General features: G+C 71.3%; 13 protein-coding genes and 1 pseudogene. 6 read left to right on the top strand and 8 right to left on the bottom strand.

All coding sequences use genetic code 11. The annotated features are described in order from the left end of the window. Positions 1 to 66 precede the first annotated feature (66 nt). From AB0I18_RS16855 to AB0I18_RS16840, 4 genes are all read right to left on the bottom strand, one after another. Positions 67 to 1,779: a hypothetical protein gene (locus tag AB0I18_RS16855; protein ID WP_363106241.1), complete on the bottom strand. Its 1,713-nt coding sequence runs from the start codon at positions 1,777 to 1,779 to the stop codon at positions 67 to 69. Next, entirely contained in the window at positions 1,761 to 2,498 is a 738-nt protein-coding gene (locus tag AB0I18_RS16850) for an ATP-binding cassette domain-containing protein (protein WP_363106240.1), read from the bottom strand. Before AB0I18_RS16850 ends, AB0I18_RS16855 begins: the two co-directional genes overlap by 19 nt. A 422-nt stretch (positions 2,499 to 2,920) precedes the next feature. Continuing rightward, positions 2,921 to 4,324, bottom strand: coding sequence for an aspartate aminotransferase family protein (locus AB0I18_RS16845; protein ID WP_363106239.1), 1,404 nt, complete (start codon positions 4,322 to 4,324; stop codon positions 2,921 to 2,923). After that, entirely contained in the window at positions 4,309 to 4,842 is a 534-nt protein-coding gene (locus AB0I18_RS16840) for an Lrp/AsnC family transcriptional regulator (RefSeq protein WP_363106238.1), read from the bottom strand. Before AB0I18_RS16840 ends, AB0I18_RS16845 begins: the two co-directional genes overlap by 16 nt. A 163-nt stretch (positions 4,843 to 5,005) precedes the next feature. On the opposite strand from AB0I18_RS16840, the gene AB0I18_RS16835 reads away from it, so the two are divergent. Further along, positions 5,006 to 6,445: a gamma-aminobutyraldehyde dehydrogenase gene (locus AB0I18_RS16835; protein ID WP_363106237.1), complete on the top strand. Its 1,440-nt coding sequence runs from the start codon at positions 5,006 to 5,008 to the stop codon at positions 6,443 to 6,445. Positions 6,446 to 6,559: 114 nt separating this feature from the next. On the opposite strand, the gene AB0I18_RS16830 is transcribed toward AB0I18_RS16835, so the two are convergent. After that, positions 6,560 to 7,171 (bottom strand): hypothetical protein, encoded by a 612-nt coding sequence (locus AB0I18_RS16830; protein ID WP_363106236.1) that lies wholly within the window; start codon positions 7,169 to 7,171, stop codon positions 6,560 to 6,562. 267 nt (positions 7,172 to 7,438) lie between these two features. Between AB0I18_RS16830 and AB0I18_RS16825 the strand changes: the two genes are divergently transcribed. Both AB0I18_RS16825 and AB0I18_RS16820 read left to right on the top strand, forming a co-directional pair. After that, positions 7,439 to 8,092, top strand: coding sequence for a response regulator transcription factor (locus tag AB0I18_RS16825; RefSeq protein WP_363106235.1), 654 nt, complete (start codon positions 7,439 to 7,441; stop codon positions 8,090 to 8,092). An 8-nt stretch (positions 8,093 to 8,100) separates the two neighbouring features. Next, complete coding sequence (locus tag AB0I18_RS16820; RefSeq protein WP_363106234.1) at positions 8,101 to 9,426, top strand: ATP-binding protein; 1,326 nt, start codon at positions 8,101 to 8,103, stop codon at positions 9,424 to 9,426. A 33-nt stretch (positions 9,427 to 9,459) separates the two neighbouring features. On the opposite strand, the gene AB0I18_RS16815 is transcribed toward AB0I18_RS16820, so the two are convergent. Further along, on the bottom strand, positions 9,460 to 10,629 hold the full coding sequence (locus AB0I18_RS16815) for a serine hydrolase domain-containing protein (RefSeq protein ID WP_363106233.1): 1,170 nt from the start codon (positions 10,627 to 10,629) through the stop codon (positions 9,460 to 9,462). A gap of 265 nt (positions 10,630 to 10,894) precedes the next feature. Here AB0I18_RS16815 and AB0I18_RS16810 point away from each other — a divergent pair, with 265 nt between their 5' ends. Then, positions 10,895 to 12,175 (top strand): alginate lyase family protein, encoded by a 1,281-nt coding sequence (locus AB0I18_RS16810; protein ID WP_363106232.1) that lies wholly within the window; start codon positions 10,895 to 10,897, stop codon positions 12,173 to 12,175. After that, positions 12,172 to 13,908 (top strand): sigma-70 family RNA polymerase sigma factor, encoded by a 1,737-nt coding sequence (locus AB0I18_RS16805; protein WP_363106231.1) that lies wholly within the window; start codon positions 12,172 to 12,174, stop codon positions 13,906 to 13,908. Before AB0I18_RS16810 ends, AB0I18_RS16805 begins: the two co-directional genes overlap by 4 nt. A 51-nt stretch (positions 13,909 to 13,959) precedes the next feature. On the opposite strand, the gene AB0I18_RS16800 is transcribed toward AB0I18_RS16805, so the two are convergent. After that, positions 13,960 to 14,643, bottom strand: coding sequence for a glycerophosphodiester phosphodiesterase (locus AB0I18_RS16800; RefSeq protein WP_363106230.1), 684 nt, complete (start codon positions 14,641 to 14,643; stop codon positions 13,960 to 13,962). A 17-nt stretch (positions 14,644 to 14,660) separates the two neighbouring features. Beyond that, positions 14,661 to 15,753, bottom strand: a pseudogene (locus AB0I18_RS16795) (adenosine deaminase). 112 nt (positions 15,754 to 15,865) lie between these two features. Here AB0I18_RS16795 and AB0I18_RS16790 point away from each other — a divergent pair. Next, complete coding sequence (locus AB0I18_RS16790) at positions 15,866 to 16,762, top strand: DUF4190 domain-containing protein (RefSeq protein ID WP_363106229.1); 897 nt, start codon at positions 15,866 to 15,868, stop codon at positions 16,760 to 16,762. The last annotated feature ends 41 nt before the right edge of the window (positions 16,763 to 16,803 follow it).

Here is a 16,803-nt window from a genome sequence, read left to right as displayed (position 1 = left end):
ACCTTTTTTCGTACGCGGAGCCAGCCATTCCTCGTATACGAAACCAGCCGCTTCGCGTACGGGACGTCAGCCGGTCAGCGGCAGCGCCGCGAGCTCCGCCACCGCCCAGGTCAGCGGGCCGAAGACGGCGAGCAGGGCGCCCGCGCGGAGTGCGGCGGTGGTACGCAGCATCGTGGCGGGTGCGCCGAGCCGCAGCAGGGCGGCCGTGGTGTCGGCGCGCGCGTTCCTGGCCTCGACCGCGGCGGTCAGCAGCGTCGCGACGGCGCAGCCCGCGACGAGGAGCGCGCCGAGGGTGGTGAGCGGCCCGATGCCGGGGCGTGCGCCGGTATAGAGCATGGCCATGGCGTACGCCCCCGACGCCACCGCGCACACCACGCCGAGCGGGCGTCCGAGGCGGCCCGCCTCCGCCATGAGCACGCGCCCGGCGAGCAGCCGCACGGCGCCCGGCCTGACCGCCTGGAGCAGCCTGCCGCACAGATGGGCGAGCCCGGGCCCGGCCAGCGCCAGCCCGACCGCGGTGAGCGCCCAGCCGACGAGCACACCGACGGGGCCGCCCGTGAAGCCGCCGGGCAGCGCGGGCCCATCGGGAGCGGAGCCGGTGCGACCGGCGTACGTCTCCACGGCGAGGCCCGCCGCCAGCACCGCCACGCCCCACGGGAGGCCGCTGGGGGAGGCGAGGGGGGCGGGGGGCTGATACGGGTCCAGCGGCTGGGCCGGGCCGCCGGGGCGCGCGGGGCCGTCAAACTGAGGAGGGCCGTCGAGCCGCGTTGGGCCGTCGAGGTGACCGGAGCTGTCGGGGTGGTCGGGTGCGCCGAACCCGTCGTACGAGGGCGAGGCGGCAGCGGCACGGGAGCCGGCGAGGTGGTGTCCGCCGCGACGGCCGTCGGCGCCTGCGCCTGCGCCGCCACGGGAGCCGGAACCGTCGAACTCGCCGTACGCGGCAGCGCTGTCGGGCGGCTCGGCGCCGCCGTGCCCGGGCTGTGCGCCGAGCACGGCGTGCGTGTCCCGAGCGCTGACGGCGGCGCCTCGCGCACCGTCCCGCCCGGAGCTCCCGGCCCCGTCGGCGTGGCCGCCGGGTACGCCGGATCGGCCGGACCCGCCCGGTCCGTCGCCGTCGCCGTGGCCGTCGGCCCGCGCGCCGGCGCGTGCCCCGAAGCGGCCGTACTCGCCGAAGCCGGCGCGCTCGCCGGGGCGGCTGTACGCACCGAACGTGCCGAAGGCGCCGAACCGGCCCTGGCGGGCCCGGGCCGGGGCGCCGCCCTGCTGTCCCTCGCGCGGACGGAGGATCAGGGCACTCGACACCGACGCGATGACCGGCACCAGCGTCAGCAGCGTGAGCGCGGCCGGGAGGGGCAACGGCTCGTCCGCGGCGAGGAGCCCGGCGGCGGCACCGTCGAAGGGGAGCCCGCTGAGGTCGCCGCGCAGGTGGAGGAAGAGGAGCAGCGCGACCATCGAGCCGAGCGTGCAGGCCACGGCGGTGGAGATCGCCGCCAGGACCATCAGATGACCGGGGCCCAGGCCGATCGCCGAGAGACCGGAGCGGGGGCGGGTGGCCGGGTCGGTGCGGGCCACCGCGACCGCGAACTGCACCGTGGCGGCGAGCGGCGCCACACACCAGGCGAGCCGGAGCGCGGCACTCTCGTACGCCTCCGGGTGCCCCATCGCGTAACCCAGGGTGCACAGGAGGAGGAAGCCCGTGCCGGCCGACGCCGCCGCGACCAGGAGTCTGCGCAGCTGGACGGCGGGGCGGGCGCCGCGGGCTAGACGGAGAGCGAGCACGCGGCCCGGCCTTCCGTCTCGGCGACCGGGGGCAGCTGGACGGTGTTCACGCGCCGCCCGTCGAGCAGCGAGACCGTGCGGTCGGCGAGGGCCGCGGTGTCCGCGTCGTGGGTGGCCAGGACGACGGTGATGCCGTGCGAGCGGGCCGCCGTGGTGAGCGTACGCAGCACGTGCGCGCGGTCGGCGCGGTGCAGCGGGGCGGTGGGCTCGTCGGCGAAGAGCACGGTGGGCGCCGGGACCAGGGCGCGGGCGATGGCCACGCGCTGCCGCTCGGCCTGGAGCAGGGCGTACGGGCGTTTGCGGGCGCAGGCACCGATGTCGAGGCGCTCCAGCCACTCCAGGGCGGTGGTCTTGGCCCGGCGCCGGTTGACGCCGCGCAGCAGCAGCGGCAGCGCGGCGTTCTCCCAGGCGTTCAGCTCGGGCACCAGCACCGGCGCGGGGTCGATCCAGCCGAAGCGGTCTCGGCGCAGCCGTTCGCGGGTCAGCGGGCCCATGGTGTGCACGGGCGTGCTGTTGAACCAGACCTCGCCCTGCTGCGGCAGCAACTGCCCGGACAGGCACCGGAGGAGAGTCGTCTTGCCGCTGCCGCGCGGGCCGCCGACGGCGAGGATCTCTCCCTCGCGAACCCCGAGCGAGACGCCGGTGAGCGCGGGCGAGCCGTTGTGCTTGACGTGCAGGGCGCGTGCCCAGAGCACGTCGTTGTCCGGCGGAGCGACCATCGCGTATACCTCGGTTCGATCAGAAATGCCGTGCTGAGTCCCCCGTACGGGGGAACGAAGGCGGAGGCATTCGGTCACGGTCCTGGTCACGCGTAGGGTGCGTCGCTGGTAGTGCGTAGCGAGAACCAAGCACGCGCTACCTCCTAGGCATTTCTGCCGTCCGGGCTGGTTTCAACCCGGCTGGTGCCGATCGCGTAAGACTCGATCGTTCGCAGAGCGACCGAGCGGCGTGAACCAGGAATCCCCCTCGGCCACGAGGGGGAGGATTCAATGGGCACGCTAGGGAGTCAGTGGCGTGAGTACAGACAGCACACGGCCCCGGGGCGCTCGTTCTCACTCGAACGGGCGCCCCGGGGCCGGTGTTGATCAGTCAGGCGGAACAGCTGAACAAACAGCTGGGCGAACAACCGGACAGCGGAGGATCAGAGCTTCGCCCAGGCCTCCGTCAGTACCTGGCGGACGATCCCCTCGATCTCGTCGAAGGTCGACTGGTCGGAGATCAGCGGCGGCGACAGCTGGATGACCGGGTCACCGCGGTCGTCGGCGCGGCAGTAGAGGCCGTACTCGAAGAGCTTCTTGGAGACGAAGCCGTAGAGCACGCGCTCCGACTCCTCGTCCGTGAAGGTCTCCTTGGTGGTCTTGTCCTTCACGAGCTCGATGCCGTAGAAGAAGCCGTTGCCGCGGACGTCGCCGACGATCGGCAGGTCGTGCAGCTTCTGGAGGGTGGTCAGGAACGCGCTCTCGTTGTCGAGCACGTGCTGGTTGAGGCCCTCGCGCTCGAACAGGTCGAGGTTGGCGATGCCCACGGCCGCGGACACCGGGTGACCGCCGAAGGTGTAGCCGTGCAGGAACATGTTGTCGCCCTGGTAGAACGGCTCGGCGAGCCGGTCCGAGATGATGCAGGCGCCGATCGGGGAGTAGCCCGAGGTCATGCCCTTGGCGCAGGTGATCATGTCCGGTACGTAGTCGAACTTGTCGCAGGCGAACATCGTGCCCAGGCGGCCGAAGGCGCAGATGACCTCGTCGGAGACGAGCAGCACGTCGTACTGGTCGCAGATCTCGCGGACCCGCTGGAAGTAGCCGGGCGGCGGCGGGAAGCAGCCGCCGGCGTTCTGCACGGGCTCCAGGAAGACGGCGGCGACCGTCTCGGGGCCCTCCATGAGGATCTGCTCCTCGATCTGGTCGGCGGCCCAGCGGCCGAAGGCCTCGGGGGAGACGCCGGAGCCCTGGTCGAGGAAGGCGGGTGCGCGGTAGATGTTGGTGTTCGGAACCTTGTGGGCCCCGGGGACGAGCGGCTCGAAGGGGGCCTTCAGGCCCGGCAGGCCGGTGATGGACAGGGCGCCCTGCGGGGTGCCGTGGTAGGCGACCGCGCGCGAGATGACCTTGTACTTGGTCGGCTTGCCGGTGAGCTTGAAGTACTGCTTCGCCAGCTTCCACGCGGTCTCGACGGCCTCGCCGCCGCCGGTGGTGAAGAAGACCTTGTTCAGGTCGCCCGGAGCGTAGTTCGCGAGGCGCTCGGCCAGCTCGACCGCCTTCGGGTGGGCGTAGGACCACACCGGGAAGAAGGCCAGCTCCTGGGCCTGCTTGAACGCCGTCTCGGCCAGCTCGGTGCGGCCGTGGCCCGCCTGGACCACGAACAGGCCCGCGAGACCGTCGAGGTAGCGCTTGCCCTTGTCGTCGTAGATGTAGGTGCCCTCACCCCGGACGATCGTGGGAACGGGCGCGTTCTCGTACGAGGACATGCGGGTGAAGTGCATCCACAGGTGGTCGTACGCGGTCCGGCTGAGGTCCTTCGGCTGGGTGCTCACGGCTATCGGGTTCCCCACATGTAGGTCTGCTTCTTGAGTTTCAGGTAGACGAAGCTCTCGGTGGAGCGCACGCCGGGCAGGGCCCTGATGCGTCTGTTGATGACGTCCAGCAGGTGGTCGTCGTCCTCGCAGACGATCTCGGCGAGGATGTCGAACGAGCCCGCGGTCATCACCACGTACTCGACTTCCGACATGGCCGTCAGGGCGTCCGCCACCGGGTCGAGGCCGCCCTCGACGTTGATGCCCACCATCGCCTGCCTGCGGAAGCCCACGGTGAGCGGGTCCGTGACGGCGACGATCTGCATCACGCCCTGGTCGAGCAGCTTCTGGACGCGCTGGCGCACGGCCGCCTCGGAGAGCCCGACGGCCTTGCCGATCGCGGCGTAGGGCCGCCGGCCGTCCTCCTGGAGCTGCTCGATGATGGCGAGGGAGACGCTGTCCAGGGCGGGAGTGCCGCTGCCCGCCCTGGACTCCGCCCTGGTCTCTCGGGAGCCCTTCGGCTCTGCGTTACGACTGGCCACGCGCTCACTGTGCATGAGGCCTCAGCAGTTCCGCAAGGGTCGATTGATGAAATTCGTTGTTTACAGGGCTGGCATGTGCGGATTTCGCAGTTCTGGTTCCGCTGGGGGTGTTGAAAACGTGGGGCGTCGGACTAGGGTGGGTGTCTCAGTAATTGGACACCCGACAGGAGGGCCGGCAGTGAGCACCGAGCTGCGTCGTCTGCGCAATTACATCGACGGAGAGTTCCGCGATGCCGCCGATGGACGGACCACAGAGGTGGTCAACCCCGCGACGGGCGAGGCCTACGCGACCGCGCCGCTGTCCGGCCAGGCCGACGTCGACGCCGCGATGGCGGCCGCCGCCGCTGCCTTCCCCGCCTGGCGCGACCAGACCCCCGCCGAGCGCCAGAAGGCCCTGCTCAAGATCGCCGACGCCTTCGAGGAGCGGGCCGAGGAGCTCATCGCCGCCGAGGTCGAGAACACGGGCAAGCCCATCGGCCTCACCCGGTCCGAGGAAATCCCGCCCATGGTCGACCAGATCCGCTTCTTCGCGGGCGCGGCGCGCATGCTGGAGGGCCGGTCGGCCGGTGAGTACATGGAGGGCCTGACCTCGATCGTCCGCCGTGAGCCGGTGGGCGTCTGCGCGCAGGTCGCGCCGTGGAACTACCCGATGATGATGGCCGTGTGGAAGTTCGCCCCGGCGCTCGCCGCGGGCAACACGGTGGTCCTGAAGCCGTCGGACACGACCCCCGCCTCCACCGTCCTGATCGCTGAGATCATCGGTTCGGTCGTCCCCAAGGGCGTCTTCAACGTCCTGTGCGGCGACCGTGACACCGGCCGCCTGATGGTCGAGCACAAGACCCCGGCGATGGCCTCGATCACCGGTTCCGTGCGCGCCGGCATGTCGGTGGCCGAGTCCGCCGCCAAGGACGTCAAGCGGGTCCACCTGGAGCTGGGCGGCAAGGCGCCGGTCGTCGTCTTCGAGGACACCGACATCCCCAAGGCCGTCGAGGACATCTCCGTCGCGGGCTACTTCAACGCGGGCCAGGACTGTACGGCCGCCACCCGTGTCCTCGTCCAGGAGTCCATCCACGACGAGTTCGTGACCGCGCTGGCCAAGGCCGCCGCCGACACCAAGACCGGCCAGCCGGACGACGAGGACGTGCTGTACGGGCCGCTCAACAACCCGAACCAGCTCAAGCAGGTGAGCGGTTTCATCGAGCGGCTGCCCGCGCACGCCAAGGTGGAGGCCGGTGGCCACCGGGTCGGCGAGAAGGGCTACTTCTACGCCCCGACCGTCGTGTCCGGCCTGAAGCAGGACGACGAGATCATCCAGAACGAGGTCTTCGGCCCGGTCATCACCGTCCAGTCCTTCACGGACGAGGCGCAGGCCGTCGAGTACGCGAACGGCGTCGAGTACGCGCTGGCCTCCTCCGTCTGGACGAAGGACCACTCGCGCGCGATGCGCATGTCCAAGGTCCTCGACTTCGGCTGCGTGTGGATCAACACGCACATCCCGCTGGTCGCGGAGATGCCCCACGGCGGCTTCAAGCAGTCCGGCTACGGCAAGGACCTGTCGGCGTACGGCTTCGACGACTACACGCGGATCAAGCACGTGATGACCTCGCTGGACGGCTAGTCCGTACGGCGAGTCGGTACGGCGAGTCCGTACGGCGTGCAGGGGGCGGCCGGCGTGGCCCCGGACGGGAGTTGGTCCGTCCGGGGCCACGCCGTTCCCCCCTCCGCGGTGGTCTCAGGTCTCCTTGACGGTGGTGACGAGGGAGGGGAGTCCCACTTCGGTGTTCTCGCCGTTCTCGTCGTTCCACTCGTGGTGCTTCGGCAGGCCGGGGCGGTCGGGGTGCTTCGGTACGTCGGGTCGGCCGGGCAGCTTCGGACGGTCGGGCAGGTCGTCCTTGTCCGGGAGGCTCAGGCCCGCCTCCTCCATGATCGGCGCGCACTTCAGGAGGGCCTCACGGAAGCCCTTGAGGCCGTCGTCGGAGAGCTTGTGGAGCCTGCCCTTCATTTTCACGTCCAGGCGGACCGAGCCGTCGTCGTCCTTGTAGGCGTGGAAGCTGGGGAAGACGCTCTGGTCCTCCTCTCGCATGCATGAGGCGAAGGCGCGGTTCGCCTCGTTGACGTCTTCGGGGGCCTCGTCCGTCGGCTCGTACTTCACAGCGAACATGCGCCCTCCGCGGGGCGGTTCGGGGTGCTCGGACGACTTGGACGCGGTGTCCGAGGCGGTACTTGTGCTGTCCGGTGTGTCGGACGCCGTGGCCGCCGACGCGCTGACCGTGCCGAGTGTGACGGCCGTGATCAGGGCGCAGGCCAGGGCGAGGCGCCGGGGCCGGGTCGCCGTTGCGGGCATGGGTTCCTCCTGCTGTTGCCGTGGGTGTGGTGGCGTGTTGTGCGGTGGTGTGGTGCTCACGGCGTCCACGGAACAGTGCGGGCGGTTACGGGAGGGGAACGGCCGGGCTTATCGGGCTGTAACCGGGTTCCGGGCCGGGCGCTCCGCGGGTTGGGCGGTTGTCGGCTGCGGGTTGTTTGTGGCTGGGCGCGCAGTTCCCCGCGCCGCTGACGGGGCGCCCGGCCGGACTTATCGTCGTGTAACCGGGGGCGCGCCACACTGGGGCGCATGCGTGTGCTGGTGGTCGAGGATCACGAAGAGCTCGCCGAGACCGTTGCCGCGGGACTGCGCCGGGAGGGGATGGCGGTCGACCTGGCCTTCGACGGCCCGACCGCGCTGGAGCGTGCCGAGATCAACGGCTACGACGTCGTCGTACTCGACCGCGATCTGCCCGGAATCCACGGCGACCAGGTGTGCCGGACGCTGGCCGCGGGCGGCAGCCGGGCACGGGTGCTGATGCTGACCGCGTCCGGAACGGTGGCCGACCGGGTCGCGGGGCTCGGTCTCGGGGCCGACGACTATCTGCCGAAGCCGTTCGCGTTCACCGAACTCGTGGCGCGGATACGGGCGTTGGCGCGTCGCGCGCAGCCCGCGCTGCCGCCCGTCCTGGTCTGCGGTGAGCTGCGGCTCGACCCGGCACGGCGGCTGGTCACCCGGGCGGGCTGTCAACTGCCGCTCAGCCCCAAGGAGTTCGCCGTACTCGAACTCCTCATGGCCGCACAGGGGAGCGTGGTCTCCACGGAGGAACTCCTCGAACGGGCCTGGGACGAGGCGGCGGATCCGTTCAGCCAGACGGTGAAGGTGACGATGAGCCGGCTGCGGCGGAAGCTCGGCGATCCGCCGCTGATCGAGACGGTCGAGCGGGCGGGGTACCGGGTCTGATGGTGGGCATGGGGTCGCTGATGAGGTCGGGTGCGGGACCGGGTGTGGGACCGGCGAAGGGCCTGTTGCGCGGGCCGCACAGCATCCGGTGGCGGCTCACGCTGCTCTACAGTGCGCTGTTCGCGGTTGCCGGGGCGGTGCTGCTGGCCTTCACCTACGTGCTCGCGGCGAGCACCGAGCCGTCGCTGACGCCGGGAACGCCCAAGATCGATTCGACCGGTCGGGAGGACGGCGGGAACACGGGCCCCGCCGGTCCCACCGGGCCCTCGGCACCGCTCATCGCCTCGTACGTCGAGGACCGGCTGGCCGTGCTGCGGGCCGAGCAGCTGCGACAGCTCCTGGTGGAGTCCGGTATCGCGCTGGCGGTGATGACCGTGGCGTCCGTGGCCCTCGGCTGGCTGATGGCCGGGCGCGTACTGGCGCCGTTGCGCACCATGACCGCGGCCGCCCGCCGTATCTCGGCCGACAACCTCCACGAGCGGCTCGCCGTGCCCGGTCCCGACGACGAGCTCAAGGCCATGGCCGACACCTTCGACGACGTACTCGCCCGGCTGGAGGGTTCGTTCGAGGCGCAGAAGCAGTTCGTCGCCAACGCGTCCCATGAGCTGCGTACGCCGCTGACGCTTCAACAGGCGCTGGTCGACGTCGCGTTGGCGGACCCCGATGCCTCCGTGGAGACGCTCCGGGCCACCTGCCTGCGGGTGCGGGCGGCCGGGCAGGAGCAGGAGCGTCTGATCGACGCCCTGTTGACGCTGGCGCGCAGCCAACGGGGGCTGCACAGAGGGGAGTACGTCGATCTCGCGGCCGTTGTCGGTGGGCTGTTGCCCGAGCCGGGGCAGGGCAGGGGGCGGGGGCCCTGTGTCTCGGCCGAGCTCACGCCCGCACCGCTGCTCGGAGACCCGCAGCTGGTCGAGCGGCTGGTGAGCAACCTGGTGGGGAACGCCGTCCGGCACAACGTGCCCGAGGGGGAGGGGAGTTGGATCAACGTCTGGACCGGGGTCGTCGAGGGGCGGGCCTCGTTGCGGATCACCAACAGTGGGCCGGTGGTGCCGGTGGACCAGATGGACGCCTTGTTCGAGCCTTTCCGGAGGTTGGGGGAGGGCCGGGTGCGGTCGCGGGACGGGCTGGGGCTTGGGCTGTCGATCGTGGCGGCGATCGCGGGGGCGCATGGCGGCGTGGTGCAGGCTCGGCCGCGGGAGGAGGGCGGGCTGTGGGTCGAGGTGGTGTTTCCGCCCCCGCCGCCCCTGCCTGTCCCCTCCCTCTCCCCGGGGGCTGTGCCCCCGGACCCCCGCTCCGGCCTGAACGGCCTTCTCCTCAAGCGCCGGACGGGCTGATCGTGATCGGTGTCGGCCCGGGCCGGCAGAGCCTCAGAGCCCGAACGTCGCCCGCAGGATCCGCTCGACCACCGGGTTCGGCGCCACCGCCTTCGCGTCGGTCGCGTTGACCGAGTACACGAGCGTGCGCGACAGATCGCGGGTGGCCGCGAGCCCCGTGCTGTATCCGGGCCGGGCGCCGCTCTTGAGCCACAGGACGGTGCCGTCGCCCGCGTCGTACCGCTGGAGACCGGCGCTCATCGTCGCGTTCGGCACGTCCGGGAGCGTGAACATCTCCTTCTCCAGCAGGGGTTGGGGTACCAACTCGCCGCGGAACAGCGCGAAGAGCAGGCGCTCCAGGTCGGCCGTCGTGGAGATCATGTCGCCCGCGGCCCACCGGTCCGACATGTTCCACTCGGTCGCGTCCACCAACCTGCCGTCCGCGAGCTTCTGGTAGCCGCGGTTGTGCGGGCCGTGGATACGGGGGTCCGGGCCACCGGGGAAGGACGTGTGATGCATCTTGGCCGGACGCAGGACTCGTAAGGCCGCCTGGTCCTCGTACGAATCGCCGGTGACCTTCTCGATGAGCAGGCCGAGCACGGTGTAGTCGATGTTGGCGTACTGCTGCCGTTCACCCGGGTCGAACTCGGGCCCCTGGGCCACGGACGAGGCCACGACCTCCTCCGGGGTCAGCGTCTCGAACCGCCGCTCGTACCCCTCCCCGTTCACCTCTCCCAGCGTCGCGCCCGGCTTCAGCCCGCTGGTGAAGGTCAGCAACTGCCGTACGGTGATGGGCTTCTTGAAGTCGTCGGACAGCAGGCCGGGCAGATACGTCTGCACGTGCCCGTCCAGGTCGATCAGGCCATCGGCGGCGAGGCTGAGCACGACGGCCGCCGTGACCACCTTGGTGGTGGAACCGGCTCTGAAGCGTGCGTGCTCCAGGGCCTTCCGGTTGCTGACCAGGTCGTGCACCCCGGCCCTGCCCCGCCAGCTGCCGTCCGTGCCGCCGACGCGTACGAGCGCGGCCGTCGCGTCCTTGTCCGGGAGCCCGGCGAGTGCGGCGCACAGGGCCTTGCGGTTCGGACCGTCGGCCTCCCGCACGACAGTCGTGGGGGAGGGGGCGGCGAGGGCCGTTCCGGCCAGGGGCCCGGCCGTCAGGCCCAGGACCACGAGGGCGGCGCAGGCGGTACGGACACGGACATGGACACGGTTACGGACATGCATCGGCTGACTCCCAGGGGTGATCGGTGACCCTCATCCTCTGGTCGCACGCCGTCGCCGCGGATCCTCTCCGAGGAGGGTGCCGACCCTGGCGCGGGCCCCGATCAACTGCCTTGCTGCGCAAGGGTGTTGTCAGGGATTCCACCTAGGGTGCACGGTTCGAAAGTTTCAGGGTGCGCGAAAAACTGTTATCGCCGGGGCTCGGCCTCCGTCTCCTCTGCACACGCGGTACACACCGCGCACACCCCCACCCGCACAGGAGCCACCCGTGGCAGAGCACAACAAGCACCGCATCAGCCGCCGCAGTGTCATCCAGATCGCCGGTGGCGTCGCCGCCGCCGGCGCGGTCGGCGGCATCGCGGTCTCGTTGAGCGGTGGTGACTCGGCCGACGCCGCGCAGGACGGTGCCTCCGAGGCGCCCAGCACCTCCAGCACCGCCGGCCCCAAGCCGGCCTTCGCGCACCCCGGGATGCTGCACAACGCCGGTGACCTCAACCGCGCCAAGGTGCGTGTCGCCGCGAAGAAGGACCCCTGGCTGGCGGGCTGGCAGCGGCTGACCGCCAACCGGCACTCCGCGAGCACCTGGAAGCCCAACCCGCAGGCCACCGTCATCCGCGGCGGTGAGGGCCAGAACTACGCCATCCTCTTCAACGACATCCACGCCGCCTACCAGAACGCCCTGCGGTGGAAGATCGCGGGCACGAAGGAGAACGCCGAGGCGGCCGTCGCGATCCTCAACGCCTGGTCGGCCACGCTCACCACGGTCACCGGGAACTCCGACCGCTTCCTGGCGTCCGGCATCTACGGCTACCAGTTCGCGAACGCCGCCGAACTCGTGCGCGGCTACCCGGGCTTCGAGCTCGCCCGCTTCAAGAAGATGCTGCTCAACGTCTTCCACCCGCTCAGCGACGACTTCCTGAAGCACCACAACGGCGCCGTGATCACCAACTACTGGGCGAACTGGGACCTCTGCAACATCGCCTCGATCATGGCGATCGGCATCCTGTGCGACGACAAGGCCAAGTTCGACCGCGCCGTGAAGTACTTCAAGAAGGGTGCGGGCAACGGTTCGATCAAGAACGCGGCCCCTTTCGTGTACGAGGACCAGGGCCTGGCCCAGTGGCAGGAGTCCGGCCGCGACCAGGGTCACACCGTGATGGGCATGGGCCTGCTCGGCTCGATCTGCGAGATGGCGTGGAACCAGGGCGTCGACCTCTACGGCTACGACGACAACCGCCTGATGAAGGGCGCCGAGTACGTCGCCAAGTACAACCTGGGGGGAGATGTCCCCTTCACCAAGTACTCCTGGCGCACCGGCACCTGGGGCGGCTATCGCGAGCAGACCGTGATCTCCGACATAGGCCGTGGGCAGATAAGGCCGGTTTGGGAGCTTTTGCATAACCACTATGCGCGCCGCCGCCGGCTCTCGGTCCCCCACGTGACAGCGATGGCTGAGAAAGTACGTGCCGAAGGCGGCGGCGGAGACTACGGCCCCAACAGCGGCGGCTTCGATCAGCTGGGCTTCGGGACGCTTCTCTACAGCAAGTGACATCCGCGCGGGAAGGGGCGTACGTGGACGGGCGGCAGTGGCGTACGACCATCGCGGCAGCGCAGGCCGGTGACCGGCGGGCGCTGGACGAGCTGGTCGAGGGCTGGCTGCCGCTGGTCTACAACATCGTCGGCCGCGCCCTGAACGGCCACGCGGACGTGGACGACGTCGTGCAGGAGACCATGCTGCGTGCCGTCGACAACCTCGGCACGCTGCGTGATCCGGACAGTTTCCGCTCCTGGCTGGTCGCGATCGTCATGCGGCAGATACGCGACCGGGCGCGGCGGCGTACCTCCGAGTCGCTGGCCTCCGCCGCCGACGACGCGGCGCAGGAGGTCACCGACTTCGCCGAACTCACCGTACTGCGGCTCCAGTTGGAGGGCCAGCGGCGCGAGGTCGCGGAGGCGGTGCGCTGGCTCGACGACGAGGACCGGCAGCTGCTGTCCCTGTGGTGGCTGGAGGTCGCGGGCGAGCTCAGCCGGCGTGAACTGGCGGCGGCCGTCGGCATCAGCCGCCAGCACACGGCCGTACGCGTCCAGCGGATGAAGGCCCGCCTGGAGGCCGCGCGCGGCATCGTGCGGGCCCTCGACCAGTCCTGCCCCGAGCTGCGCGAGCTGACCGCCCGCTGGGACCGGCGGCCCGACTCGGTGTGGCGCAAACGGCTGGCCCGGCACATCCGCGGCTGCCGTCACTGCGCCGCGCCCGGCGAGGCGGTCGTACCGGCCGAACGGCTGCTCGTCGGACTCGCGCTCGTCCCGATCCCGGTCGGCTTCACGCTCTCGCTCGTCCTCGGCGGCAAGACGGCGGTCGCCGCGACGGCAGCAACGGCAACCACGGCGGCCACGACCGCAGGCTGGTCCGCCAAGGTCGTCGCCGCACTCACCAAACCCGCGGTGGCCCTGACGGCCGGGGCGACCATCGTCGCGGGCGGCGCGTACGTCGTGACCCGGCCGGACGCGTCGCCGCCCCCGGCCGCCGCGCCGCCCACGGCATCGAGTACCTCACGGCCGAAGGCGCAGAGCCCTCCGGCGCCCAGCCCTTCCGCGTCCCCCAGCAAGACCCCCGAGACCCCGAAGAAGAACCTCTACGGCACGGTCGTCGACGCCGTCGATCAGGCGCCGGCCCCTGGGACCCGCCCGGGGGCCCTGCCCCGCCGTCCCGAGGGGACGGTGACACTGGCCGGGGCGCCGCCGACCGGCCTGACCCACCGCGGCGAGACGGTCACCTTCACCGGCAGGGGATACGTCCGGCTCCTCTGGCAGGTCCTGCCCAAGGAACGGCCCGGCAGCCTGGTCATGCCCGCCTGGACCGGTCTGAAGGGCAGGCTCTTCCACGTGGCCTCCGGCGGCGGCCACCGTATGGACGACGTTCAGCCCGGCTCGACGGACGGCACGACCTGGATGGGTGGCCCGGCCACCGGCGTCACGTTCCTCCCGGCCGGCACCCAGCAGATGTGGCAGGTCGAGTACTTCTGGATCGACGGCACGGTCACGCTCCGCCAGAACGAGCGGGGCGCCGACTACAACCTCTTCGCCGAACCGTCGACCTGGCAGAAGGTCACGGACGACATCACCAGGGCACCCGGCGGTGACATCCTCCGCTACGGCCTCGTACGCGACAACGGCAAGGACACCGCTCCCGTACCGCAGTACCTCACGCGCACGACCCCGGCCGATCCGGCGACGGTCCGTCAGGAATCCCGGGTGACGGTCCCGGGGGAAAGTCCCGGGTGACTGAGCAGTCGACGTAGAAGGCCGTCCCCCCGCCCCTGTGGTTCGAGCGGCCTAGACCCTGCGCAGCGCGCACAGCGTGTCGATGCGGTTGGTCGTGATCGAGTCGACCCCCGCGTCGAGCAGCCGCCGCATGGACCGCCGGGTGTCGGGCGTCCACACCGACATCAGGTGACCGCCGCGGTGGACGCGGGCGACGAGGCCGCGGTCGACCAGGCCGAAGCGGTAGTTGAGCCAGCGCGGCCGCACCGCGTCGAGCAGTACGGGCCGTGGGGGCGCGAGCGTGGTCCAGGTGAGGGCGATCTCCGCGGCGGGGTCGGCCGCGCGCACGGCGAGCATGGTCTCGGCGCCGGCGCAGTAGTACACGCGCTCGTCGGCCCCGAGGTCACGGATGACGTCGACGATCCGGCGCACGGCGCGCGCGTTCGCGCGACCCGGCAGATCGACCATGAACCGGCCGTCGTCGGCCGACTTCAGGGCCTCTTGAAGGGTGGGAACCCCGCCGGAGGTGAGCCCGCGCACCTCGTCCGAGGAGAGCGACAGCAACGGCCGGTCCTGTTCCCACAGCCGCTTCAGGGTCTCGTCGTGCAGCAGGACGGGCACGTCGTCGCGGGTCAGCCGGACGTCGATCTCGACGGCGTCCGCGCCCCGTTGGAGCGCGGAACGCAGCGAGTCGATCGTGTTCTCGCGGACGCGGTAGGGGTCGCCGCGATGGGCCACGGCAGTCACGGTGCGCATGGGCCCATTGTGCTGGCTCAGGGCGCGAGCCACGCAGACGTGTACGTGTCGATCTCCTCGGCGAGCTGCGCCTTGCCGGTGTCGTCCAGGAAGGACACGTCGACGGCGTTCTTGGCGAGCGAGGCCAGACCGCGCTCGTCGAGGTCGAGGAGGCGGGCGGCGACCGCGTACTCGTTGTTGAGGTCGGTGCCGAACATCGGCGGGTCGTCGGAGTTGATCGTGACGACGACCCCGGCCCGTACGAACTCCTTTATGGGGTGCTCGTCGAGGTCCAGGACCGCGCGGGTGGCGATGTTGGAGGTGGGGCAGACCTCCAGCGGGATCCGGTGCTCGGCGAGGTGCGCGAGCAGCTTCGGGTCCCGGGCGGAGCTGGTGCCGTGCCCGATGCGCTCGGCGCGCAGCTCGGTGAGGGCGTCCCAGACCGTCTCGGGGCCGGTGGTCTCGCCCGCGTGCGGTACGGAGTGCAGACCGGCCGCGATCGCACGGTCGAAGTACGGCTTGAACTGCGGCCGGGGTACGCCGATCTCGGGCCCGCCGAGCCCGAAGGACACCAGGCCCTCGGGGCGGATCTTGTCCGTGGTGGCGATCCGGACCGTCTCCTCGGCGGACTCGAGTCCCGCCTCGCCGGGGATGTCGAAGCACCAGCGCAGCACGGTCCCGAAGTCGGCCTCGGCGGCCTTGCGGGCGTCCTCGATGGCGTCCACGAAGGCACCCTCGTCGATGCCGCGGCGGGTCGAGGAGAAGGGGGTGACCGTCAGCTCGGCGTAGCGGATCTGCTGCCGGGCCATGTCACGGGCGACCTCGTACGTCAGGAGGCGTACGTCCTCCGGGGTGCGGATGAGGTCGACCACGGACAGGTACACGTCGATGAAGTGGGCGAAGTCCGTGAACGTGAAGTAGTCGACCAGGGCCTCGGGGTCGGTCGGCACCTTGGAGTCGGGGTGGCGGGCGGCCAGTTCGGAGACGATTCGGGGGGAGGCCGAGCCGACGTGGTGCACGTGGAGCTCTGCCTTGGGCAGTCCGGCGATGAAGGCGTGCAGGTCGCGATGGTAGGTCAAGGGTTCCTCCCCGGGAACGGCGCCCGGCGGTCTCCGGCGGGGCGCGGGTGATCGGCTGATCGGTGGTACGAGGATCATCGTAGGCCTCGACCTGTCAGCGGGAGGCTCGGGCCGTAGCATGACGGAACGTACGACAGGAACGTACGACAGAGGGGACTCCGCGCATGTCCGACGACGCGCAGCGGCCGGGTGCGCCGGACCACGAGGAACCGGACCCGTGGTCTCCGCCGGACCACTCCACGGCTCCCGGCCCCGTCGAGGGACCCCGCCCGCAGGACGCGGCTCCGGCCCCGAAGGTCCCGTTGGACAAGCCCGTGGACCAGCCCGCCGCGGAGACGAACCCCTGGGCTCCGCCGACGGACACGGGGCAGTCCGCCCCCGGTGCCGGTGCCGGTGCCGGTGCCGGTGCCCGGGGTGGTGGCGTCGGCTCTGCGCCAGTGCCTCCCGACGCCGGCTCCTCGATGCCCGCCGGCCCGCAGCCTTGGGCCGGTCCCTTCGGGCCGCCCGGCGGTCCTCCTGCTCAGCCCCCCGCGGGTGGCCCTTACCCGAACGGGTCCGGCAACCCCTTCGAGCCTCCGGGCGGCCCCGAGCCCGCCGCCGGTGTGCCCGGTGGCCCGGTCCCGCCGCCTCCCATCTCCCCCGACGGCCCCGGCCAGGTGCCGTACGGATACGGCTACCCGGGATACCCCGCCTACGGCGGAGCCGCCGGTGGCGGCCCGGGCCACGGCTGGCCCGGCATGCCCATGGCGCCCAACAACGGGCTGGGCACGGCGGGGCTCGTGCTCGGGATCATCGCGGCGGTCGGGTTCTGCCTCTGGCCGGTCGCCCTGGCCTGCGGGATCCTCGCGGTGGTCTTCGGTGTGATCGGCCGCGGCCGGGCCCGCCGGGGCGAGGCGACGAACCCCGGCCACGCCCTGGCCGGAATCATCTGCGGAGCCGTCGGCATCGCCCTGGCCATCGCCTTCGTCGTGGTCTTCCTGGTAGTCCCGGACGACACGGGATCCAGCGGCTCGGAGACAGGCACCGACGGCTTCAACACGTCACTGGTAACCGAGAGCTGATAGCCGCCCCGCCAGTGGCGCCCCTTTCAGGGGCGCGGGGA

The organism is Streptomyces sp. NPDC050704 (assembly GCF_040654355.1).
In the GTDB taxonomy this organism is placed as follows: domain Bacteria; phylum Actinomycetota; class Actinomycetes; order Streptomycetales; family Streptomycetaceae; genus Streptomyces.
The sequence above is the reverse complement of the archived record's forward strand: the minus strand, read 5'-3'. Positions and strand labels throughout refer to the sequence as shown.

What these genes read in the sequence shown, in the direction of transcription:
- AB0I18_RS16850 (WP_363106240.1), bottom strand. Translation starts at nt 2,498, where the DNA reads ATGGTCGCTCCGCCGGACAACGACGTGCTCTGGGCACGCGCCCTGCAC.
- AB0I18_RS16840 (WP_363106238.1), bottom strand. Translation starts at nt 4,842, where the DNA reads ATGCACAGTGAGCGCGTGGCCAGTCGTAACGCAGAGCCGAAGGGCTCC.
- AB0I18_RS16830 (WP_363106236.1), bottom strand. Translation starts at nt 7,171, where the DNA reads ATGCCCGCAACGGCGACCCGGCCCCGGCGCCTCGCCCTGGCCTGCGCC.
- AB0I18_RS16825 (WP_363106235.1), top strand. Translation starts at nt 7,439, where the DNA reads ATGCGTGTGCTGGTGGTCGAGGATCACGAAGAGCTCGCCGAGACCGTT.
- AB0I18_RS16820 (WP_363106234.1), top strand. Translation starts at nt 8,101, where the DNA reads ATGGGGTCGCTGATGAGGTCGGGTGCGGGACCGGGTGTGGGACCGGCG.
- AB0I18_RS16815 (WP_363106233.1), bottom strand. Translation starts at nt 10,629, where the DNA reads ATGCATGTCCGTAACCGTGTCCATGTCCGTGTCCGTACCGCCTGCGCC.
- AB0I18_RS16800 (WP_363106230.1), bottom strand. Translation starts at nt 14,643, where the DNA reads ATGCGCACCGTGACTGCCGTGGCCCATCGCGGCGACCCCTACCGCGTC.
- AB0I18_RS16790 (WP_363106229.1), top strand. Translation starts at nt 15,866, where the DNA reads ATGTCCGACGACGCGCAGCGGCCGGGTGCGCCGGACCACGAGGAACCG.